Consider the following 17,743-nt stretch of genomic DNA (forward strand, 5'->3'; position numbering starts at 1 on the left):
TCGCTATCAAAATGGGACAGCTATCGTGGCAAAATACGAAAAATTAAATTTTAAGACCCTTGAATTTTTTGAAAGAAGCTACAATATTACTGTCTGTAAGTGAGGAGATATAGCTGCAAATCTTGATAAGTTTCCCATAGGTTGAAAGTTGGTCATATTCCTCTGCATTCGGGATCATTTTCAACACCAGTTTGTGGTAATTGCTTGAAATTCCTTCAGCCGGCAATAAAGCCTGGGTATAGGTATCCAGCAGGTGAGAAAGCATCTGGTACCCGGCTATTTCTTTTCCAATGACCTCGTCGCTCTGGTAGATCTTGTCAATACTTATCTTTATAATATCACTTATTTGAGCCTCGTATTTGCTTTTGTCGAACAAGGCATGGTGGAATTCCCCTTTTAAGATGGCTTCTTCATTTGCCAGAAAGATCTCAACTGCCTCTGTAAGCAGCGTGTTGATAGCAAGAGCCCTCAGGTAACTCACCCGGTCTGCCCGGGTTTGTAGATTATGATATTTTTTGGTGTTTATGGAATCCTTCACCAGCTTGATTAGATACTCCAGTGCATATTCTTCCTGAATAAGCCCCAGGTTTATCCCATCTTCAAAATCTATGATGGTGTAACAAATATCATCTGCAGCTTCCACCAGGAAAGCCAGAGGATGACGGCAATAACTAATGTTCTTTCCTGTTCCCGTGGGCATTAGTCCTAATTCATCTGCTACTTCCTGGAAAAATGCTTTTTCAGACTGGAAGACGCCGAATTTTTTATCTGCTATCTTATTCGTGGGTTTATGCGGAAGGGATTCCTTGGGATACTTTATAAAGGCACCCAAAGTAGCATAGGAGAGACGAACCCCTCCGGGTATTCCCGGCCTGTCTTCAGTAAGGATCTTAAAACCGTTGGCATTCCCTTCAAATTTTACCAGGTCCTGATATTCTTCAGGAGTGAGGTGATCCTTAAACCTTTTTCCATTCCCGTTGCTGAAGTATTCTCCTATTGCTTTCTCTCCGGAATGCCCGAAAGGAGGATTTCCAATATCATGTGCCAAAGCAGCGGCGGCTACAATGGCCCCAAAATCATTCATTTGATAACCGTGAATATTCCGAAGGTGGGGATGTTTATCGAGGATCTTTTGACCGGCCAGCCTTCCAAGGGAGCGTCCTACTACAGATACTTCCAGGCTGTGGGTGAGGCGGGTATGAACAAAATCTGTTTTGGAAAGGGGGATGACCTGGGTTTTATCCTGCAGGCTCCTGAAGGCCGAAGAGAATATGATCCTGTCATAATCAACCTCAAACCCCAGGCGGGTTTCATTCTGCTCCTGTCTTAATCTTTTATTTGTATCTCCTCCCTTTCGAAGGGAAAGGAGCTGTTCCCAGTTCATCATTTTAAAATGCAGTTTAACAGATGGATCATTTCATCTGCTCCAAAAATAACAAAAAAGGGAAGTTAACTTTTAGAACTTCCCTTTTTGTTGGCTGTCGGCAGTGATCACTGAAAATTCTATTTCAGGAATTTACTATGAAATACTGGAATTCTTCCTCCATTCCAAGGTAGTGATCTTCACAGGTTTTTCCTGTGGTAATGTAGATCTGGCCGGGTTCACTGACAAGATCTGAAATTGTTTGTTCTTCTACTTCTGATAATAATGTTTCTGGTGTCATTGATGGTTTTAGGTTTATATTAAGATCCGCACATTAAACAATCGTCCCCCTCGGCTTCCTTAGACTGAACTATAAGAGCGCGAAGTTCCTCGGGAGACATGGAAGTTCCCTCTGCAATGGGCAAAGGGGTGGTTTTTGGTATTTCAGTCGCCTTTTCCATGGGCTCCTGTACCTTTTCTTCTTTGGAAAGGGTGAATTTTATGGCATCTACGGCACTTTTGGTTCGCAGGTAATACATTCCGGTTTTAAGTCCGCTTTTCCAGGCGTAAAAATGCATGGACGTAAGCTTACTGTAATTCGCGTTTTCCATGAACAGGTTAAGGGACTGTGACTGGTCAATAAAATAACCGCGGTGGCGTGACATGTCTATAATATCTTTCATGCTCAGTTCCCAAACGGTCTTGTATAGTTCTTTAAGGTCCTGCGGAATTATATCGATATTCTGAACAGAACCATTGGCTCGCAAAATGGCATTTTTGACCTCGTCGTTCCAAAGATTGCGTTCCACCAGGTCTTCCAGCAGGTGCTTGTTGACCACGATAAATTCCCCTGAAAGTACCCTGCGGGTATAGATGTTCGAGGTGTAGGGTTCAAACGCTTCATTATTCCCAAGAATTTGTGAAGTGGAAGCCGTGGGCATGGGAGCAACCAAAAGGGAATTCCTTACCCCGTTCTTTAGCACCTGTTTTCTCAGTTTAGCCCAATCCCACCTACCGCTTAGGTCGTCATCATTCAGACCCCAAAGGTTGAATTGGAATTGCCCTTTGCTCATTGGGGAGCCTACATAGGAAGAATAAGGTCCTTCCTCTTTGGCCATTTCCATAGATGCTGAAACCGCTGCAAAATAAAGGGTTTCAAAGATCTCCTGGTTTAACTTCTTTGCTTCATCACTGGTAAACGGCATTCTCAGTTTGATAAAAGTATCTGCCAGTCCCTGGATTCCAAGCCCAACAGGGCGGTGCCTGAAATTCGAATTCTCAGCTTCTTTTACAGGATAGAAGTTGCGGTCAATAACCTTGTTCAGGTTTCGGGTCACCTGTTTGGTGATTCTGAAGAGTTCTTTGTGATCAAACTCCTTTCCTTTAATGAACATGGGCAGGGCAATGGAAGCCAGGTTACAAACGGCTACTTCATCTTCGCTGGTGTATTCAAGTATTTCGGTACAAAGGTTTGAAGATCTTATGGTACCCAGGTTCTGCTGATTTGATTTTCGGTTAGCCGAGTCTTTATAAAGCATGTAAGGTGTACCGGTTTCTATCTGCGATTCCAGGATCTTCTCCCAAAGTTCACGGGCTTTAATGGTTCTCCTTCCTTTGTTTTTTGTCTCGTACTGAAGGTAAAGGGTTTCAAATTCTTCCCCGTGTCTATTATAAAGATCCGGGCATTCATGAGGACACATTAAAGTCCAGTTGGAGTCTTCTTCCACACGTTTCATGAACAGGTCTGGGATCCACATGGCGTAGAAAAGGTCACGCGCCCGCATTTCTTCTTTTCCGTGGTTCTTTTTCAGGTCCAGGAAATCAAAGATATCTGCATGCCATGGTTCTACGTAAATAGCAAATGAACCTTTCCTCTTTCCGCCGCCCTGGTCAACATATCTTGCCGTGTCGTTGAACACCCGCAGCATGGGGACGATCCCGTTTGAAGTTCCGTTCGTTCCGGAGATATAAGATCCGGTTGCCCGCACGTTATGAATAGACAAACCAATTCCACCGGCAGATTGGCTGATCTTTGCAGTTTGCTTTAAGGTATCGTAGATCCCGTCAATGCTGTCATCCTGCATGGTTAAAAGAAAACAGGAAGACATCTGGGGTTTTGGCGTACCTGAATTAAAAAGTGTAGGGGTGGCATGGGTAAAGTATTTTTTAGACATCAGCTCATAGGTTTCTATGGCTGCGTCAAGATCATCATGGTGAATTCCTACGGAAACGCGCATCAGCATGTGTTGAGGGCGTTCGGCGATCTTTCCGTTCAGTTTTAAAAGATAGGATCTTTCCAGGGTCTTGAATCCGAAGTAGTCATACTGGAAATCCCTGTTGTAAATAATGGTCGAATCCAGCCTTTCACTATTTTCCTGGATCACTTTGTAAACATCATCGGCAAGAAGGGGGGCTTTCTCACCGGTGCGGGGATTGACATACTCATATAAGTCTGTCATCACCTCAGAAAAGGTCTTTTTGGTGTTTTTATGTAAGTTGGAAACAGAGATGCGGGCTGCAAGTTTTGCATAATCTGGATGAGCTGTGGTCATGGTGGCTGCGATCTCTGCCGCCAGGTTATCCAGTTCGCTTGTGGTGACTCCGTCATACAGGCCTTCAATAACCCTCATGGCCACTTTTACAGGATCAACCAGTTCATTGAGCCCGTAGCACAATTTTCTGATCCTTGCCGTTATTTTGTCAAACATGATTGGCTCTTTGCGGCCATCCCTTTTTTCTACAAACATGGATTATCAGGTATAAGATTTTTGCAATAGTATCCCAGCGGCCGTTTAGGCGCAGGAAATTTCACTCATAATTATCTTGAAAAAACAACACCACGCTGGGGGACGCGGCATTGTTTATATGGTCTTCTAGAAATCTGCGTCGAAACTGATCTTATCAGATTCTTTATCTTTATTCATCACGCCGGCCTTCTGATATTCTCCAACCCGCTTCTCGAAGAAATTTGTTTTCCCCTGCAGGTTGATCATATCCATAAAGTCAAAGGGATTAGCCGTACCGTATTCTTTCTCGCATTCAAGTTCCACCAGCAAACGGTCAGCCACAAACTCCAGGTATTGGGTCATTAATTTTGAATTCATACCAATAAGGCTCACGGGAAGTGATTCTGTAATAAACTCCCGTTCAATATTCAGTGCGTCGACAATGATCTCCCTAATTCGCTCTTTTGATACTTTGTTTACCAGGTGGTTGTTGTGCAGGTGAACAGCGAAGTCGCAGTGCACGCCTTCATCTCTGGAAATTAGTTCATTCGAAAAAGTAAGTCCGGGCATCAATCCGCGTTTCTTCAGCCAGAAGATCGAGCAGAAAGCTCCCGAAAAGAAGATCCCTTCAACGGCAGCAAAAGCAATAAGTCTTTCAGCAAAAGAATCAGATTCTATCCATTTTAAAGCCCACTTCGCTTTTTTCTGAATGGCAGGAAAAAATTCAATAGCCTTGAAGAGCTTGTTTTTTTCCTTTTCGTCCTTTACGTAAGTGTCAATTAACAGGGAGTAGGTTTCAGAATGGATGTTCTCCATCATGATCTGAAAACCATAAAAGAATTTTGCTTCTGAATACTGTACCTCATTTACAAAATTTTCAGCCAGGTTCTCATTTACTATCCCGTCTGAAGCCGCAAAAAAAGCGAGGATATGCTTGATGAAATAACGTTCATCTGAAGTCAGCTTTTGCTGCCAGTCAGTAAGGTCCTGGTGCAGGTCAATTTCTTCTGCAGTCCAGAAGCTTGCTTCCATTTTTTTGTACCAGTCCCAGATGTCGTGATGTTTAATGGGGAAGATCACAAATCTGTCTTTATTTTCCTGCAAAATAGGTTCTAACTGGCTCATTTATTTTTAGTTGGTTTGGTCGTTATAACAAATATTGGAAAATCAGGCAGATATATGGCAGCAGCAGCAGAAAGCTTTTCAACAAAGTTTTCAACACGGCATGAGCCCATTGTTATTGACGTTGTGTTAATCTGTGACTTTAAGGTATTGGGTTGTAGTAAGTTATAACCTGTTAATAAAATTAAGAACAGGAAAATGAACAATTGGAATGACGTGAGGCACAAGAAGAATTTTTAGAGCCAACAAAGTGGGAAAAATCCCGGGAAAAGAATCAAGCCTTAAAGAAATCAATTCCGGGGTAAAGAAAGAGCCGGTTAAAGATAACCGGTTCTTTCAAAAAATCTGAATAATCCTGTATTAAGGTGCCATTGGGTAATACAGAAGATCAGAATTATAATTTCACAAATTCCACTCTGCGATTATTGGCCTTACCTTCGGGACTCTTATTGTCTGAAACGGGAACGGTTTCTCCCAGACCTTTGGTTTGCATTCTCGCTGCATCTATACCCAGTTCTGCGAGAGCTTCCTTGACTGCCTGGGCTCTTTGTTCACTAAGTTGCAGGTTGTATTGATTATCCCCGTCACTGTCTGTATGGCCTTCAATACTGAACTTCATTTCGGGATGTTCTTTCATCATTTTTGCAATTTCATTAAGCACTCCCATCGATTCAGGTTTCAGGCTTGCCTGGTTAGTATCGAACAAGATCCCGCGGGTAACGAATTTACCTTCTTTCATAACCCGGTCGTAAAGGTCCTTTCCTCCTTTGGCTATCCTTACATTTCGTATCGCTCTTACTTGATTCTCATCTTGATGTGTATACGCTTCGATACTTACCATCTCAGGATACAGTTCAATATTCGGGATGTTCAGGATGCGGTCTTCATCGATAAATACTTTTAAGGCACGTTGGTTATAGGAGATCGCAACATGCTTCCAACCGGGCAAGCCCTCATCTCGTCCTGCTCCAAAGTTATTATAGGTCTTATTTTCTCTGTTCGGTCCTTTTATGACCTGAATGTTAGCGCCGTTAGACCTTATCTGTAAAGGGTGTAGTATATCCCCATCTATCTTGGCAGAACCATTTGGGCCAGGATAAAACCGAAGGTTATACTGCTGCCAGCTGGTATAATTATCATTGAAATATGCATCAAATTCAATGGTAAACACATCAGGAAGGTATTTGGATTCTTTCATCAAAGGTGCTATGATCGCATTTTTTTCGAAAAGGATCACTGGTTTGCCTTCCAGGGATGCATTTTCTGCACTTCCTTTCAGCAGGTCCCACCTGGAGGGAAATTCGCCGTTTTCTTCCCGTATGAGGTCATCTTCAAAGATGATTTCATCACCGGGCACAAAATTATATTTCGACCAGGGTTTTACTTTTTTGCCATCCGGAGTTCCAGCAGGGGTCGTTGATTTTTCATTAGACGGGCTGGGGTTTGTTTCTGTTGAGACGGGCTGCCCCTTTTCATTAAAAAGGGTATCCAAGGCCTTATTGGTCTCTTTCGTAACCTTTTGATCAGTTTTTTTTAAGACCGCTTTTTCAGCAGCTTTTTCTGCTTTCTTGGAGATCTTTTTTAAGATCTGAGCTTCTGCGGAAGTTGAAAAACACATGCAGAGAGCCATTAAAAGATAGAATAAATGTTTCATGATTTCCCGTATTAATAGCGTTGTGTTAGGGCACTAATGGCGACAGGGGAAAAGGGGAGTGGGGGTTCGATCATCCAATACTTTTTTGGATGAAATTTAATTGCATAAAGTTAGAGAAAAACTTTAATTTATTATGTGGACGGGAGATATTTTAACGTATATGTTATTGAAAGTGAGCTACTTCGTTATTTTTTCTGCCACTTTTTCGAGTTCGGCATACCAGTCTTCGCCAAACTTCCTTATAAGGGCATCTTTTACGAATTTATATACCGGAACCTGCAGCTCTTTCCCCAGGGTACAGGCATCATCGCAGATGTACCAATGATGATAGTTTACGGCAGAGAATTCAGAATAATCCTGCACGCGTACCGGATAAAGATGACATGAAACGGGCTTTTTCCAGGTTATTTCCCCCTGGTTGTAGGCTTCTTCAATTCCGCAGAGGGCCGTTCCTTTTTTATCAAAGGTCACATAGGCGCAGTCGGCTCCGTTGATAAGCGGGGTCTCGTATTCTCCGTCAGCTCCAATCACAGAAGTTCCCTGCTCCTCAATGGCCTTGATGCCTTTTTCGCGCAGGAAAGGTTTGACCTTAGGATAGATCTCCTCAAGAATGTGCGTCTCCTCCTCTTCCAGAGGGGCACCAGCATCACCTGCGATACAGCAGGCCCCTTTGCAGGCCGAAAGGTTACACACAAAGTCCTTTTCCAGGACCTCTTCACTTACAATGGTCTTTCCTAATTGAAACATGCGGCAAAGATACTTTTTAAAGACGTGAATTTAAACTCCGGACATTCATTTAAGTTAAATTTTTCTATTCAAAAGAATTTTCTTCTCGATTTTCCCTGTACTTTTGCAGCCTCACTAAGCAGATCGTCATGAAACTGGATTTTAGGGAAATAGCTACGGCCAGTATGATCCTTTTTGCCGTAATTGATATCATAGGGAGTATTCCTATAATTATCGATCTACGGAAGAAGGTGGGTCATATTCAAAGTGAAAAAGCTACCGTGGTTGCCGGGATACTTATGATCGCTTTCCTCTTCGTGGGAAAAGAGATCCTGAATCTCATTGGGATCGATGTGAATTCGTTTGCTGTTGCAGGTTCCCTTATTCTGTTCTTCCTGGCCCTGGAAATGATCCTGGGGATCACGCTTTATAAAGATGAAGCTCCCGAAACTGCTGCCGTAGTACCACTTGCATTTCCTCTAATAGCGGGAGCAGGGACTATGACCTCCATACTTTCTTTAAGAGCGGAATACGAGACTGTTAATATCATTGCAGCCATTATTATTAATATTATTTTTGTCTACATAGTCCTTAAATCTTCCGGGAAGATCGAGAATTTTCTTGGTAAACAGGGGATAAATGTGGTCCGTAAAATCTTTGGCGTCATCCTGCTGGCTATAGCAGTCAAACTGTTCGCCACCAACATCAAGAGCTTATTTATATGAAAATCTTTATTTACGTACTTATTGCCCTCGCCAGCGGGCTTATTATATACAACTTTACCTTTCTTGATCTTGAGAATGTAATGGCAGGTGAAAGCGCGACTGCATTAATTGGGATTCTTGCAGCCAGTTGCGTGGTAGTGTTGATGGTAATTTTGCTAATGTCGCGGGCTATTTCTGAAAAAGCCGGGGAATAATTTTTATTTCAGGCAAACCGGGTGAAGTGTCTTTTTACAGAATCCCTGATCACTTTTCTTTTGAAAGTTCGATCACCTTCTCTATCATTGGATCTTCCTCATTCACGATCTGTTCAAAAGCATTGCTTCCAAAAAGTTGTTGAGCCATTGTGGCTTTTAAGTACCTCTTAAGAACAGGTTTGTATTGTGATACTTTTATCTGGAAATTTTCCCTTCTGGTGAATTCTCTGAACTGCTGAAGGATACTTTCGTCAACTATTGCGGTGTTACGGAAATCTTCAAAACTGAGACTGTTATAGTAACTTCTGTTATTTTCAAGGGTTTCAAAAATAAAGCGGTCCATATATCCCATGCGCAGCATTAGGTTAAGGCTTTCTTTTTCAAAGTTGGTATCCTTCGGCACAAAGATATCGGGAATAATACCTCCGCCGCCATACACGGTCCTTCCACCCGGAGTAGTATATTTGAGAGAGTCGTCCACACTGATATTATCAGCGTTCACTAATTCTCCATTCTTATAACGATTCAAGTAATCCTTGAAATATTCCTCATTTCCGTGATCGTAGGGCTTCTGAATAGATCTACCTGTAGGAGTGTAATACCGGGCTATGGTAAGCCTCACTGCACTACCGTCACCAAGGGCCATTTCCCTTTGCACCAAACCTTTCCCATAAGACCTGCGTCCTACAATAGTGCCTTTATCATTGTCCTGCAGGGCTCCCGCTACTATTTCACTGGCTGAAGCCGAATTCTCATTGATCAAAACGTATAATTCCCCTTTTTCAAATATCCCGTCTTTTGTGGAAAAAGTCTTTTCAATAGCCCCTTTTTTATTCTTCGTAAGCAGGATAAGTTTATTATCATCCAGGAATTCATCCACGATCTGGGTGGCTTCAGCAAGATAACCTCCCGGGTTATCCCTCAAATCAAGTGCGATCTGTTTGGCTCCCTGTTTCTTCAGCAGAATAAGTTTTTCCCGAAATTCCTTGTAAGTTGATTCAGCGAACCTGTTGATCTTAATATATCCAAGCTCATCAGTTAGCATGTAAGCGGCATCCACACTTTTAAGAGGAACCTTTCCACGATTAACATTGAATTCAAGTAGCTCGGGTACCCCCTTACGGTATATTTTCAGAACAACTTTTGTGTTTTCTTCCCCTTTGAGATGTTCGGTGATAGAATCATTGCTTATTTGCTTATTGAACAGCGGCTGGCCATTGGCATATAATATTCTGTCGCCACCCTGGATCCCTACTTTTTCACTGGGGCCTCCCTCAAGGGTTTGTATAACAGCAATGGTATCATTTACATTGTAAAAACTTACCCCAATACCTACAAAATCACCTTTCATGCTTTCGCTGAGGTTGGCGTATTCTGCTTGCGGAATATATACGGAATGTGGATCAAGGTCTGTTAGAATACCATTAACGGTGACATCCACAATACTGTCCATGTTCACCTCGTCAACATATTCATATTCTATATAATCAATAAGCCTGGCTAGTTTCTCTTTCTTTTTATTGGTAGAAAGCAGGGAGGAAGAGGTGTAATTAGAAAAATCAAGGGCTGCACCTAAGAGTACTCCAAGAGCACAGGCTAATCCCAATAGCAGTGGCAAGTATTTTTTCGAATAACCTTTCAATCGTCCAGATGATCAATTTGTTGAAGTTCAACCCCGGCTTTTTTTAAAAATTTGAGTCCGGCGTTGTCCTTATAATCTATATTATACACCAGCCTTTTAATGCCGGCCTGATGTATTAATTTGCTGCATTCCTTGCAGGGGGACATGGTAATATATAAAGTTGCTCCCTCACAAGATTGCGTTGACCCCGCTACCTTAAGTATGGCATTGGCCTCGGCATGCAGTACATACCATTTGGTATATCCTTCTTCATCCTCACACGGATTTTCGAATCCTGTAGGGGTTCCATTATATCCGTCGGAAATTATCATTCTATCTTTCACAATAAGTGCGCCAACCTGTTTGCGCTTGCAGTGGGAAAGTTTACTCCATTCCCTGGCTATCCGGAGATAGGCTTTATCGTACTTTTTTTGCTTGGTTTTCTGCATAGTATAAATTACGTGCAATTTATAAAGCTTTTAAGTGTGGTAAAAAACTTTCCACTTTACAAAAATATTACTGGTGCAAAGTTAAAACAATTTGGTGGCCTTAATTTTTAAAAAAGTGCCAGATAATTCTCTCTTAATATGGGCAGGATCACCCCTATTACTATAGAAGAAATTATCAAAATCCAATCACGTCGATTTACCTTTAGTACATTTTGCAGCAGGAAAGCCAGTATGAGTACACTCAACACCACAATGATTTGTGCTGCTTCTATACCCAGGGCGAATTCCAGAAGGGGAAGGAATTTGCTTTCGGTCCCTGCAGCGATCATTTTAAAATAGCTGGAAAAACCCAACCCGTGAACTATCCCAAAGAAAGCCGTGGTAAAATAGAGCACGCCTACATTATTTTTGTTCTCTCTGGTCTTAGCATAGACAATATTAAAAAGAGCGGTAACAAGAATGGTGACGGGGATCAAAAATTCTACCCAGTTGCTGTTTACCTGCACCACTTTGTAGACAGACAGGAACAGGGAAACGGTGTGGCCAAGAGTAAAAATAGTGACCAGCCAAAAAACCCGTTTCCAGCTTTGAAAACTGTAAGAGGCTACCAGTACAATGAGGAAAAGAATATGATCATAGGCATTCCAGTCCAGAACGTGTTCCAGGCCCAATTTAAAATACAACCAGAATTGTGACATAATGAGGGGGAAATGATAAGCTCCGAAAGTACAATTTCTATTAAAAACAGCAAAGGTTAGCCTTGATCGAAACTTTTCTTCTCTTATTACAGTCCCGGGATTTTACTAACCTGTAAGTCTTGCAACAATAAAGATTACCAGAAGCAGACTGCATACCAGGAAAAGGAATTGTAAAACCTTGATCAATGTGTCATCTCTCATAACGGTGGAATAATTAACCGGGGGGAATAACATTGGGAGGTTGCTTAAAATTAAAAATTTTTTTGATAACAAAGGGAATACTTTGAAAAAACAGGAAAACTATTTTTCTGATCGTCAGGAATTTGAGTGGGTGGCGGGTTTATGGCTTACTGCTCTTTTCAAACAGAAACCGGAGCTGTAAAAATGCTGTTTTAAAAGTATCTTTTTCGATAGGGTCCACAATTTTCTTAATTGGAAATTTCAGTTTTAATAGCCTCTACAGTTTCCGTGTTATCTACTCCCAATCCTTCCTGCTGGTGAACCAGTACCCCTTCTTCGTCAAAAACGCTTATGATGTTGGAGTGGGAAAAATCTATGGGGGAGATCTTCTTATAACTTACCGCAAGAACGGTCGCAAATTCCCGGGTATCTTCTGGCGTACCGCGAAGGAACACCCAATGGTCTTCTTCCATTTCATTTTCTTTTGCAAAAGCCTCCAGCCGCTGCGGGGTGTCAGTTTCAGGATCAATGCTTACCATTATAAATTTGGTCTTACCAAGATATTTCCCGGGTACCTGTTTTTCAATGTTGCGCATATCTGCAATTAAACGAGGACAGGCAGCTTTACAGGAAGTATAGATCATTACCATAACCAGCACATTTCCCCGAAGATCTTCAAGTTGAATATACTCGTTATTCTGAGTGGTCCATGTTGCCGGTAGGTGGTAGATGGAAAGTTCAGGCAGCTCTGTGTTTTCTGCGGAATTTTCTGTCGCAGCGACTTCTTTTTCTGCCATATCCTGCTTTTTATCAGACTGATTACAAGCTGAAAAAAGTAATAAAACAAATAATATAAAAACCGCCTTTTTCATGAATTATAAATTTTGTTTTTCAATATCCTGAACACATCGGAAGCCGAGGTTCTTGATCGAATACCTGGCTTTCATACTTCCGCGGAAGGCATACCTCATAAATGCAGCGTAATTCATAAGATCTGTAGCGCCAATAGCGGCAGCTCCGCAAAATAAATTATTGTCTCCCGCGCTATCCTTTCGGGATTCCCCTCCTATCATAACCGAATTAAAATCTGAAGTCCATTCCCAAACAAGGCCATGAAGATCATAGATCCCCCAGTAATTTTTGAAAGTTTGGCCTATTGGTTTACTATAGGTGTTTGGAGTTTCATACCAGCTTAAGATGAATTGGTTGTAGGATTTCTCTGTGCGGGCATCGGGCTGTCTCTCGCTTGCCATGGCTACATATTCCCATTCATCTACAGTGGGCAATCTCTTGCCCTGACACTCGCAGTAATTTTTGGCTGCATACCAGGAAACATTAGTGACCGGAGCATTGGGTAACATATTATCGGCTAAAGTATAATCATCTTTCCAATTGCGAAGGTAATTGTCATCGGCAAATAATTGTTTGACCTCTGACTTTCTCCACCGGGGATTCTCTTCTACGAATTTTAAAAACTCTGAATTAGTGACAGGATATATATCCATGAGAAAATCACCTACGGGAATTTCGGTTTTGGTTCCGTAGAGGGGAATGAATTCCCCTCCGCGAATCTCTTCCATTGAACCAGACTGGCTATATGCCTGGCATTGAAATAACCCGATGCAAAATATCAGTCTTACGAGTATTCTCATTTTCATTGTTAAGCGGGTACTGCTTCTAATTTGATCTTCTTTGGGCCTTCACCATTTCTTCGGTGACTTCAGTTCCATTATTGCCCCAGTTGTTGTAAATATAAGTCAGAACGGCAGCAGCTTCCCTGTCTGTTATATTTTGGGCGGTCATGACGCTGTTATAAGTTTCTCCATTGACTTCGATCTCTCCTGTCAAACCATGAAGCACGATATCAATCGCACGATTAACATCTTCATTCAGGTAGTCAGCACTGGCAAGTGGAGGAAATGCATTGGGTATTCCCTGCCCCGCCGTCTGGTGACAGGCGACACAGGTCCTTCCGTATACATTTTTACCCATTTCGATCTTTTCTTGTTTAGATAGGTTTGCAGGGGGTTGTGATGCGGCAATTTCTTCTTCAGAAATTGGCATACTCTGTACCTCTCCTCCTTCCGGAAGATAAATTCCTTCCTGGGTTTTCCCCGCAAATACTAAATCATTTTCGGGTCCTGTAGCTTCAAGGACACCCAGAGCTCCCTTGTTGAACGCCCTGAAGATGGAGTGATCTACTAAAATATATTCCCCCGGCACCTCCACTTCAAATTCCACGATAGCGGCTCCGCCGGAAGGTATTAATGTTGTCTGTACGTTTTCATTTAATAAAGACCCGCCTTCCATATAAACTTTGTCAAAGATCTCTCCTATTACGTGAAAGGAAGAAACAAGGTTAGGGCCACCATTTCCAACGTAAAGTCTTACGGTCTCCCCAACTTCGGCATGAAGTTTTCCATCCCCGGTCAATGCACCAACACGCCCGTTGAAAACCACATAATCAGCATCTTCTTCAATGGCTTTTTTCATGTCAAAGGGTTGCAGTCCTGGTTCTCCAAAATCTCCTTTAGTATAGAAATCCCCCTGCATTACGTAATATTCTTTGTCTACCGGCGGTAAACCTTCTTCTGGCTCAACCAGGATCAACCCATACATCCCATTAGCAACATGCATTCCTACCGGGGCAGTTGCACAGTGATAGACGTATAGACCGGGATTCAAAACCTTGAAATTGAAAACTACCTCATGCCCGGGGGCTACAAAAGAGGATTCTGCTCCTCCTCCGGGCCCGTTTACTGCATGCAGATCAATATTATGAGGCAATTTACTATCAGGGTGATTTTTAAGGTGGAACTCTACTTCATCTCCCACCTTGGTTCTTATGAAACTTCCAGGTACTGTACCATCAAAGGTCCAGTACATATAGGAGACCCCATCTGTCATTTCCATTTCCTTTTCTATCACTTCCATTTCTACCACAAGTTTCTTGGCTGCTCTTTTTGCTGTGGGTTTGGGAACCAGCGGAGGTCGGGTAAGTTCGGCTTCCATAGTTTGAGTAACCTTGATTTCTTCGGCCGGTTTTCGTTCTTTTTCTTCCGCCCTGAATTCGCATGCTGATATAGGGTATAACAGGATAGAAATAAAAGAAAAATAAAGTGTTTTTTTGACTGAGTTAAGAATTTTCATAGGTAAGTTGGTTCAGTGATTATTTTAAAATCGTCTCTGAAGTTTATGAAAATTTGTGCATTTATAAAAATATTAACGAATATTAAAAGTTTTATTAACATTTTTTTAAAATTTAATTCATTAAAAAAAAGGCTCTTACATAGAAAGGAAATTGTCGCTGTCAATGGTGAAAACGAATTTAACGACCGGTTACCCATCACTCTCTTAATTAGTGCTATGGACTAATAATGTTTTCGTCGTAAAAGATGCCGATATAATGGTGGGGGCCATCAAAAAGAATAATGATGACAAGCCGTAATTGAAGCGATAGGTCAATAATTAATATTGAGACGTTTTGGGAAATACAATTGGGGTAAAGAACGCTTAGTTAAAAGCGAAATAAAACGTATGGTATCCTGTAAAACATTGCTTAAATTAGTCTCAAATCGAGGCTGGCCTGGTTGCTAAACCTGATTTTCCTTTCACCTTCACTAACTAAAAGAGATGACAAAAGGCAATAAAACAGAGGGGCCCAAAAAAAATTCTCAGGTGGTTGTCATAGGTACCTCTGCAGGGGGACTGAAGGCTTTAAAAGAATTAATTAGCCAACTGCCAAAAGGTTTTCCTATTCCCGTATTAGTTGTCAGGCATGTTTCTCCTGATGCCACGGGGAATGTGATCTTAGATGAACTCAATAAGCTAAATACCCTAAAATGTCAACATGCAAAAAACGGAAACAGCCTGAAACCCGGATATTTGTACCTGGCACCCTCAGATCATCACCTGTTGATAGGGGGAGATCTGAAAATGCTGGTGACCAAAGGAGCCCATGAAAACAGGTCCCGTCCTGCCATTGATCCGTTATTTCGGTCAGCTGCCGTAGCTTTTGGAACAGGAGTCATCGGAATATTGCTCACCGGTTATCTTGATGATGGAACAGCAGGAATGAAAGCTATTAATAAATGCGGAGGAATATGTATTGTACAGGATCCTGATGAAGCCGAGTATCCGGATATGCCACGAAATGCCCTGAATAACGTAAAGGTAGATCATTGCCTGCCTATTTCTGAAATGGGGGCACTCCTTCTCAAAATTTCTCCGCGGAAATTACTGAAAAGTAAACCTGTTCCAGCAGATGTTTTAATAGAGGCTAAAATAGCCGAACGGGTATTAAGCGATTTGTCATCAGTAAATAAACTGGGCGACCAGGTCCCTTTTAATTGTCCGGGTTGCGGTGGTGTTTTATGGCAGATAGGAAAGGATACAGACTTACGGTTTCGTTGCCATATTGGGCACGCATATACAGCAGCCTACCTTTTAGCCGAACAGACCAACAAGATTGAAGAAACGATGTGGACTGCCCTGCGGATGTTCGAGGAGCGTAAAAACCTGCTTACTACATTGGCCCGGGAAAAAGGTGTTGGTTCTCAAACAGCACTTGAAAGGGCAGAAATGTCACAAGTTCATATTGATCGTATAAGAGCGATTTTGAAAACAACTGAGAATGAGGGCGGGAATGATATGCCTACCTAAATAAGTGACTAAATAGTAGTTTTTTCAAGGAGCTCCTGCACTTTATCCTGAAACACTTTCATTTCAAAAGGTTTATAAATAAAATCTGTAGCCCCTGCTTTTAAACAAATTGTTCGTGATTCGTGGAGTGCAGACATCATAAGAACAGGTTTGTTCGCAGTAGCTTTTGTGTTTCGAATCTTCATACAAACATCTGTACCGTCAACTCCATAGATGAGTTTATCAAGGAGAATTAAATCTACATCGTTCTCAATGATATCCTTAATAGTATTCTCAGGCTTTCTGGATAAAATTATATCATAACCTTTAAATTCCAGGATGTCTCTTATCATAAGTCCTAAGTTATGATCATCTTCAACTAATAAAATCTTTGCCATTATACTTTCAGTTTGGTTTAATCGTCTTATCAAAAATTTCCCGATGAAGGTGATGTAATGTAATGCTGTGGAGGCCGTTTAATAAGAAATCAGGTGTAACTACTTTTCAAGATCAGGATTCTTTTATTTTCTCCAGAGGAAGTGAGAAAGTAAATAATGAACCTTTTCCTTTCTCACTTTTAACCCTGATATCCCCATTGTGGCGGGTCATAATTTCTTTAGCCAAATATAATCCAATCCCCAGACCCGAATAGGTTTGTTCATCTTTGCCCGAGACCCGAAAAAACCTCTCGAAAATATTTTGTTGGTCCTTCAGGTTGATTCCTATTCCATGATCTCTTACACTTACACAGGCCTTATCTTTCCCCTCCTGAAAAACTTTAACTTCAATATTTTTGTTATTGGGAGAATATTTAATTGCATTAGTGATCAAATTGATGAGTACCTGACTAATTCTATCCCTATCCCCATGGACAAAGAGTTGGTCTTTATGATCTATTTTAACTCTCGCTGTCGTACTGGAATATTGAATATCCTGTACACTTTCCTCCACCATACGGTTTAGACTGAAGCTTACCTTCTGTAATGTCAGTTTGCTTTCCTGTACCCTGGAGAGGTCCAACATCTCAGAGATCAACCTGGTTAATCTTGTGATTTGGCTGTCAATACGTTCCAGGGACGGAATAATAGGAATAGATTTCGGCAGGACCTCTTTAGTTTCCTTAAGCCTTTCCAGAAGTAATTGGGTATATCCCTTTATTGAGGTTATAGGAGTTTTAAGTTCGTGACTTGCCAGTTTAAGGAAACTCTCTTTTCGTTCTTCTTCTTCCTTTAACTTATGAATTTGAGTAATCGCACCAATCCACATTTTTATCTTGCCATCCTCGTCCTTAACCGGTACGGCACGACTCAAATGCCATTTATAATCTCCATTTTTATCCCTTAAACGAAGTTCCTTTTCAAAAACATTTCCAGATTTAATAGCCTGGTTCCATTTACGGCGGGTAGAATTTAATTCCTCCGGATGCATGAAATCTTCCCAACCTTTTTTTATTAGTGACTCCAGGTTTAACCCGGTAAAATCTAACCAGCTTTTATTGAAATAATATATTTTCCCCGATGTATCTGCACATATGATTTTTTCAGGAGTAAGATCTGCCATTTGGTGAAAGCGGGTTTCGCTTTCTTTTATTGTTTTATTCAATTCGGCCTGGGCAGTCACTTCATTCGCTAGAATTGCCACGCC

17 protein-coding genes are annotated in these 17,743 nt (G+C 41.6%); 3 read left to right on the top strand and 14 right to left on the bottom strand.

Translation table 11 applies throughout. The features are described from left to right. Nucleotides 1-43: 43 nt before the first annotated feature. The 6 genes from ACFSTG_RS06380 to ACFSTG_RS06405 all read right to left on the bottom strand — a co-directional run bounded on the left by ACFSTG_RS06380 (nt 44) and on the right by ACFSTG_RS06405 (nt 7,612). On the bottom strand, nt 44-1,384 hold the full coding sequence (locus tag ACFSTG_RS06380) for a deoxyguanosinetriphosphate triphosphohydrolase (protein WP_380750810.1): 1,341 nt from the start codon (nt 1,382-1,384) through the stop codon (nt 44-46). A 124-nt stretch (nt 1,385-1,508) separates the two neighbouring features. Continuing rightward, nucleotides 1,509-1,664, bottom strand: a complete 156-nt coding sequence (locus ACFSTG_RS06385; RefSeq protein WP_380749822.1) for a hypothetical protein — start codon at nt 1,662-1,664, stop codon at nt 1,509-1,511. A gap of 19 nt (nt 1,665-1,683) precedes the next feature. Next, nucleotides 1,684-4,110: a ribonucleoside-diphosphate reductase subunit alpha gene (locus ACFSTG_RS06390; RefSeq protein ID WP_380749825.1), complete on the bottom strand. Its 2,427-nt coding sequence runs from the start codon at nt 4,108-4,110 to the stop codon at nt 1,684-1,686. Between the two features lie 126 nt (nt 4,111-4,236). Next, the gene (locus ACFSTG_RS06395; protein ID WP_380749828.1) at nt 4,237-5,214 is read right to left on the bottom strand and encodes a ribonucleotide-diphosphate reductase subunit beta; all 978 of its coding nucleotides are present in this window, start codon (nt 5,212-5,214) and stop codon (nt 4,237-4,239) included. Nucleotides 5,215-5,605: 391 nt separating this feature from the next. Then, entirely contained in the window at nt 5,606-6,865 is a 1,260-nt protein-coding gene (locus ACFSTG_RS06400; protein ID WP_380749831.1) for an OmpA family protein, read from the bottom strand. A gap of 177 nt (nt 6,866-7,042) precedes the next feature. Then, a complete protein-coding gene (locus tag ACFSTG_RS06405) occupies nt 7,043-7,612 on the bottom strand; it encodes a DUF3109 family protein (RefSeq protein WP_380749834.1) in 570 nt (189 codons plus the stop codon). 128 nt (nt 7,613-7,740) lie between these two features. Between ACFSTG_RS06405 and ACFSTG_RS06410 the strand changes: the two genes are divergently transcribed. Both ACFSTG_RS06410 and ACFSTG_RS06415 read left to right on the top strand, forming a co-directional pair. Continuing rightward, complete coding sequence (locus ACFSTG_RS06410) at nt 7,741-8,316, top strand: MarC family protein (protein ID WP_380749837.1); 576 nt, start codon at nt 7,741-7,743, stop codon at nt 8,314-8,316. Continuing rightward, entirely contained in the window at nt 8,313-8,510 is a 198-nt protein-coding gene (locus ACFSTG_RS06415; RefSeq protein ID WP_380749840.1) for a hypothetical protein, read from the top strand. The genes ACFSTG_RS06410 and ACFSTG_RS06415 overlap by 4 nt, the downstream gene beginning before the upstream one ends. Nucleotides 8,511-8,559: 49 nt before the next feature. Here ACFSTG_RS06415 and ACFSTG_RS06420 read toward each other — a convergent pair whose 3' ends face one another. The 6 genes from ACFSTG_RS06420 to nirK all read right to left on the bottom strand — a co-directional run bounded on the left by ACFSTG_RS06420 (nt 8,560) and on the right by nirK (nt 14,608). Continuing rightward, the gene (locus tag ACFSTG_RS06420) at nt 8,560-10,152 is read right to left on the bottom strand and encodes a S41 family peptidase (RefSeq protein WP_380749843.1); all 1,593 of its coding nucleotides are present in this window, start codon (nt 10,150-10,152) and stop codon (nt 8,560-8,562) included. Next, complete coding sequence (locus ACFSTG_RS06425) at nt 10,149-10,580, bottom strand: deoxycytidylate deaminase (RefSeq protein WP_380749846.1); 432 nt, start codon at nt 10,578-10,580, stop codon at nt 10,149-10,151. Before ACFSTG_RS06425 ends, ACFSTG_RS06420 begins: the two co-directional genes overlap by 4 nt. Before the next feature lie 107 nt (nt 10,581-10,687). Further along, nucleotides 10,688-11,278, bottom strand: a complete 591-nt coding sequence (locus tag ACFSTG_RS06430; RefSeq protein ID WP_380749849.1) for a HupE/UreJ family protein — start codon at nt 11,276-11,278, stop codon at nt 10,688-10,690. A gap of 428 nt (nt 11,279-11,706) precedes the next feature. Continuing rightward, a complete protein-coding gene (locus tag ACFSTG_RS06435) occupies nt 11,707-12,330 on the bottom strand; it encodes an SCO family protein (protein ID WP_380749852.1) in 624 nt (207 codons plus the stop codon). A 3-nt stretch (nt 12,331-12,333) separates the two neighbouring features. Further along, nucleotides 12,334-13,116: a formylglycine-generating enzyme family protein gene (locus tag ACFSTG_RS06440; RefSeq protein WP_380749855.1), complete on the bottom strand. Its 783-nt coding sequence runs from the start codon at nt 13,114-13,116 to the stop codon at nt 12,334-12,336. Between the two features lie 19 nt (nt 13,117-13,135). Continuing rightward, nucleotides 13,136-14,608: a copper-containing nitrite reductase gene (nirK, locus tag ACFSTG_RS06445; protein ID WP_380749858.1), complete on the bottom strand. Its 1,473-nt coding sequence runs from the start codon at nt 14,606-14,608 to the stop codon at nt 13,136-13,138. 483 nt (nt 14,609-15,091) lie between these two features. Between nirK and ACFSTG_RS06450 the strand changes: the two genes are divergently transcribed. Continuing rightward, the gene (locus ACFSTG_RS06450) at nt 15,092-16,120 is read left to right on the top strand and encodes a chemotaxis protein CheB (RefSeq protein ID WP_380749861.1); all 1,029 of its coding nucleotides are present in this window, start codon (nt 15,092-15,094) and stop codon (nt 16,118-16,120) included. Nucleotides 16,121-16,128: 8 nt separating this feature from the next. Here ACFSTG_RS06450 and ACFSTG_RS06455 read toward each other — a convergent pair whose 3' ends face one another. Both ACFSTG_RS06455 and ACFSTG_RS06460 read right to left on the bottom strand, forming a co-directional pair. Next, nucleotides 16,129-16,497, bottom strand: a complete 369-nt coding sequence (locus ACFSTG_RS06455; RefSeq protein WP_380749864.1) for a response regulator transcription factor — start codon at nt 16,495-16,497, stop codon at nt 16,129-16,131. A 112-nt stretch (nt 16,498-16,609) separates the two neighbouring features. After that, nucleotides 16,610-17,740, bottom strand: coding sequence for an ATP-binding protein (locus ACFSTG_RS06460; protein ID WP_380749867.1), 1,131 nt, complete (start codon nt 17,738-17,740; stop codon nt 16,610-16,612). Between the last annotated feature and the right edge of the window lie 3 nt (nt 17,741-17,743).

The organism is Salinimicrobium flavum (assembly GCF_042684505.1).
Classification (GTDB): Bacteria; Bacteroidota; Bacteroidia; order Flavobacteriales; family Flavobacteriaceae; genus Salinimicrobium; species Salinimicrobium flavum.

What these genes read in the sequence shown, in the direction of transcription:
- ACFSTG_RS06380 (WP_380750810.1), bottom strand. Translation starts at nt 1,384, where the DNA reads ATGAACTGGGAACAGCTCCTTTCCCTTCGAAAGGGAGGAGATACAAAT.
- ACFSTG_RS06385 (WP_380749822.1), bottom strand. Translation starts at nt 1,664, where the DNA reads ATGACACCAGAAACATTATTATCAGAAGTAGAAGAACAAACAATTTCA.
- ACFSTG_RS06390 (WP_380749825.1), bottom strand. Translation starts at nt 4,110, where the DNA reads ATGTTTGTAGAAAAAAGGGATGGCCGCAAAGAGCCAATCATGTTTGAC.
- ACFSTG_RS06395 (WP_380749828.1), bottom strand. Translation starts at nt 5,214, where the DNA reads ATGAGCCAGTTAGAACCTATTTTGCAGGAAAATAAAGACAGATTTGTG.
- ACFSTG_RS06400 (WP_380749831.1), bottom strand. Translation starts at nt 6,865, where the DNA reads ATGAAACATTTATTCTATCTTTTAATGGCTCTCTGCATGTGTTTTTCA.
- ACFSTG_RS06405 (WP_380749834.1), bottom strand. Translation starts at nt 7,612, where the DNA reads ATGTTTCAATTAGGAAAGACCATTGTAAGTGAAGAGGTCCTGGAAAAG.
- ACFSTG_RS06410 (WP_380749837.1), top strand. Translation starts at nt 7,741, where the DNA reads ATGAAACTGGATTTTAGGGAAATAGCTACGGCCAGTATGATCCTTTTT.
- ACFSTG_RS06415 (WP_380749840.1), top strand. Translation starts at nt 8,313, where the DNA reads ATGAAAATCTTTATTTACGTACTTATTGCCCTCGCCAGCGGGCTTATT.
- ACFSTG_RS06425 (WP_380749846.1), bottom strand. Translation starts at nt 10,580, where the DNA reads ATGCAGAAAACCAAGCAAAAAAAGTACGATAAAGCCTATCTCCGGATA.
- ACFSTG_RS06430 (WP_380749849.1), bottom strand. Translation starts at nt 11,278, where the DNA reads ATGTCACAATTCTGGTTGTATTTTAAATTGGGCCTGGAACACGTTCTG.
- ACFSTG_RS06435 (WP_380749852.1), bottom strand. Translation starts at nt 12,330, where the DNA reads ATGAAAAAGGCGGTTTTTATATTATTTGTTTTATTACTTTTTTCAGCT.
- ACFSTG_RS06440 (WP_380749855.1), bottom strand. Translation starts at nt 13,116, where the DNA reads ATGAAAATGAGAATACTCGTAAGACTGATATTTTGCATCGGGTTATTT.
- nirK (WP_380749858.1), bottom strand. Translation starts at nt 14,608, where the DNA reads ATGAAAATTCTTAACTCAGTCAAAAAAACACTTTATTTTTCTTTTATT.
- ACFSTG_RS06450 (WP_380749861.1), top strand. Translation starts at nt 15,092, where the DNA reads ATGACAAAAGGCAATAAAACAGAGGGGCCCAAAAAAAATTCTCAGGTG.
- ACFSTG_RS06455 (WP_380749864.1), bottom strand. Translation starts at nt 16,497, where the DNA reads ATGGCAAAGATTTTATTAGTTGAAGATGATCATAACTTAGGACTTATG.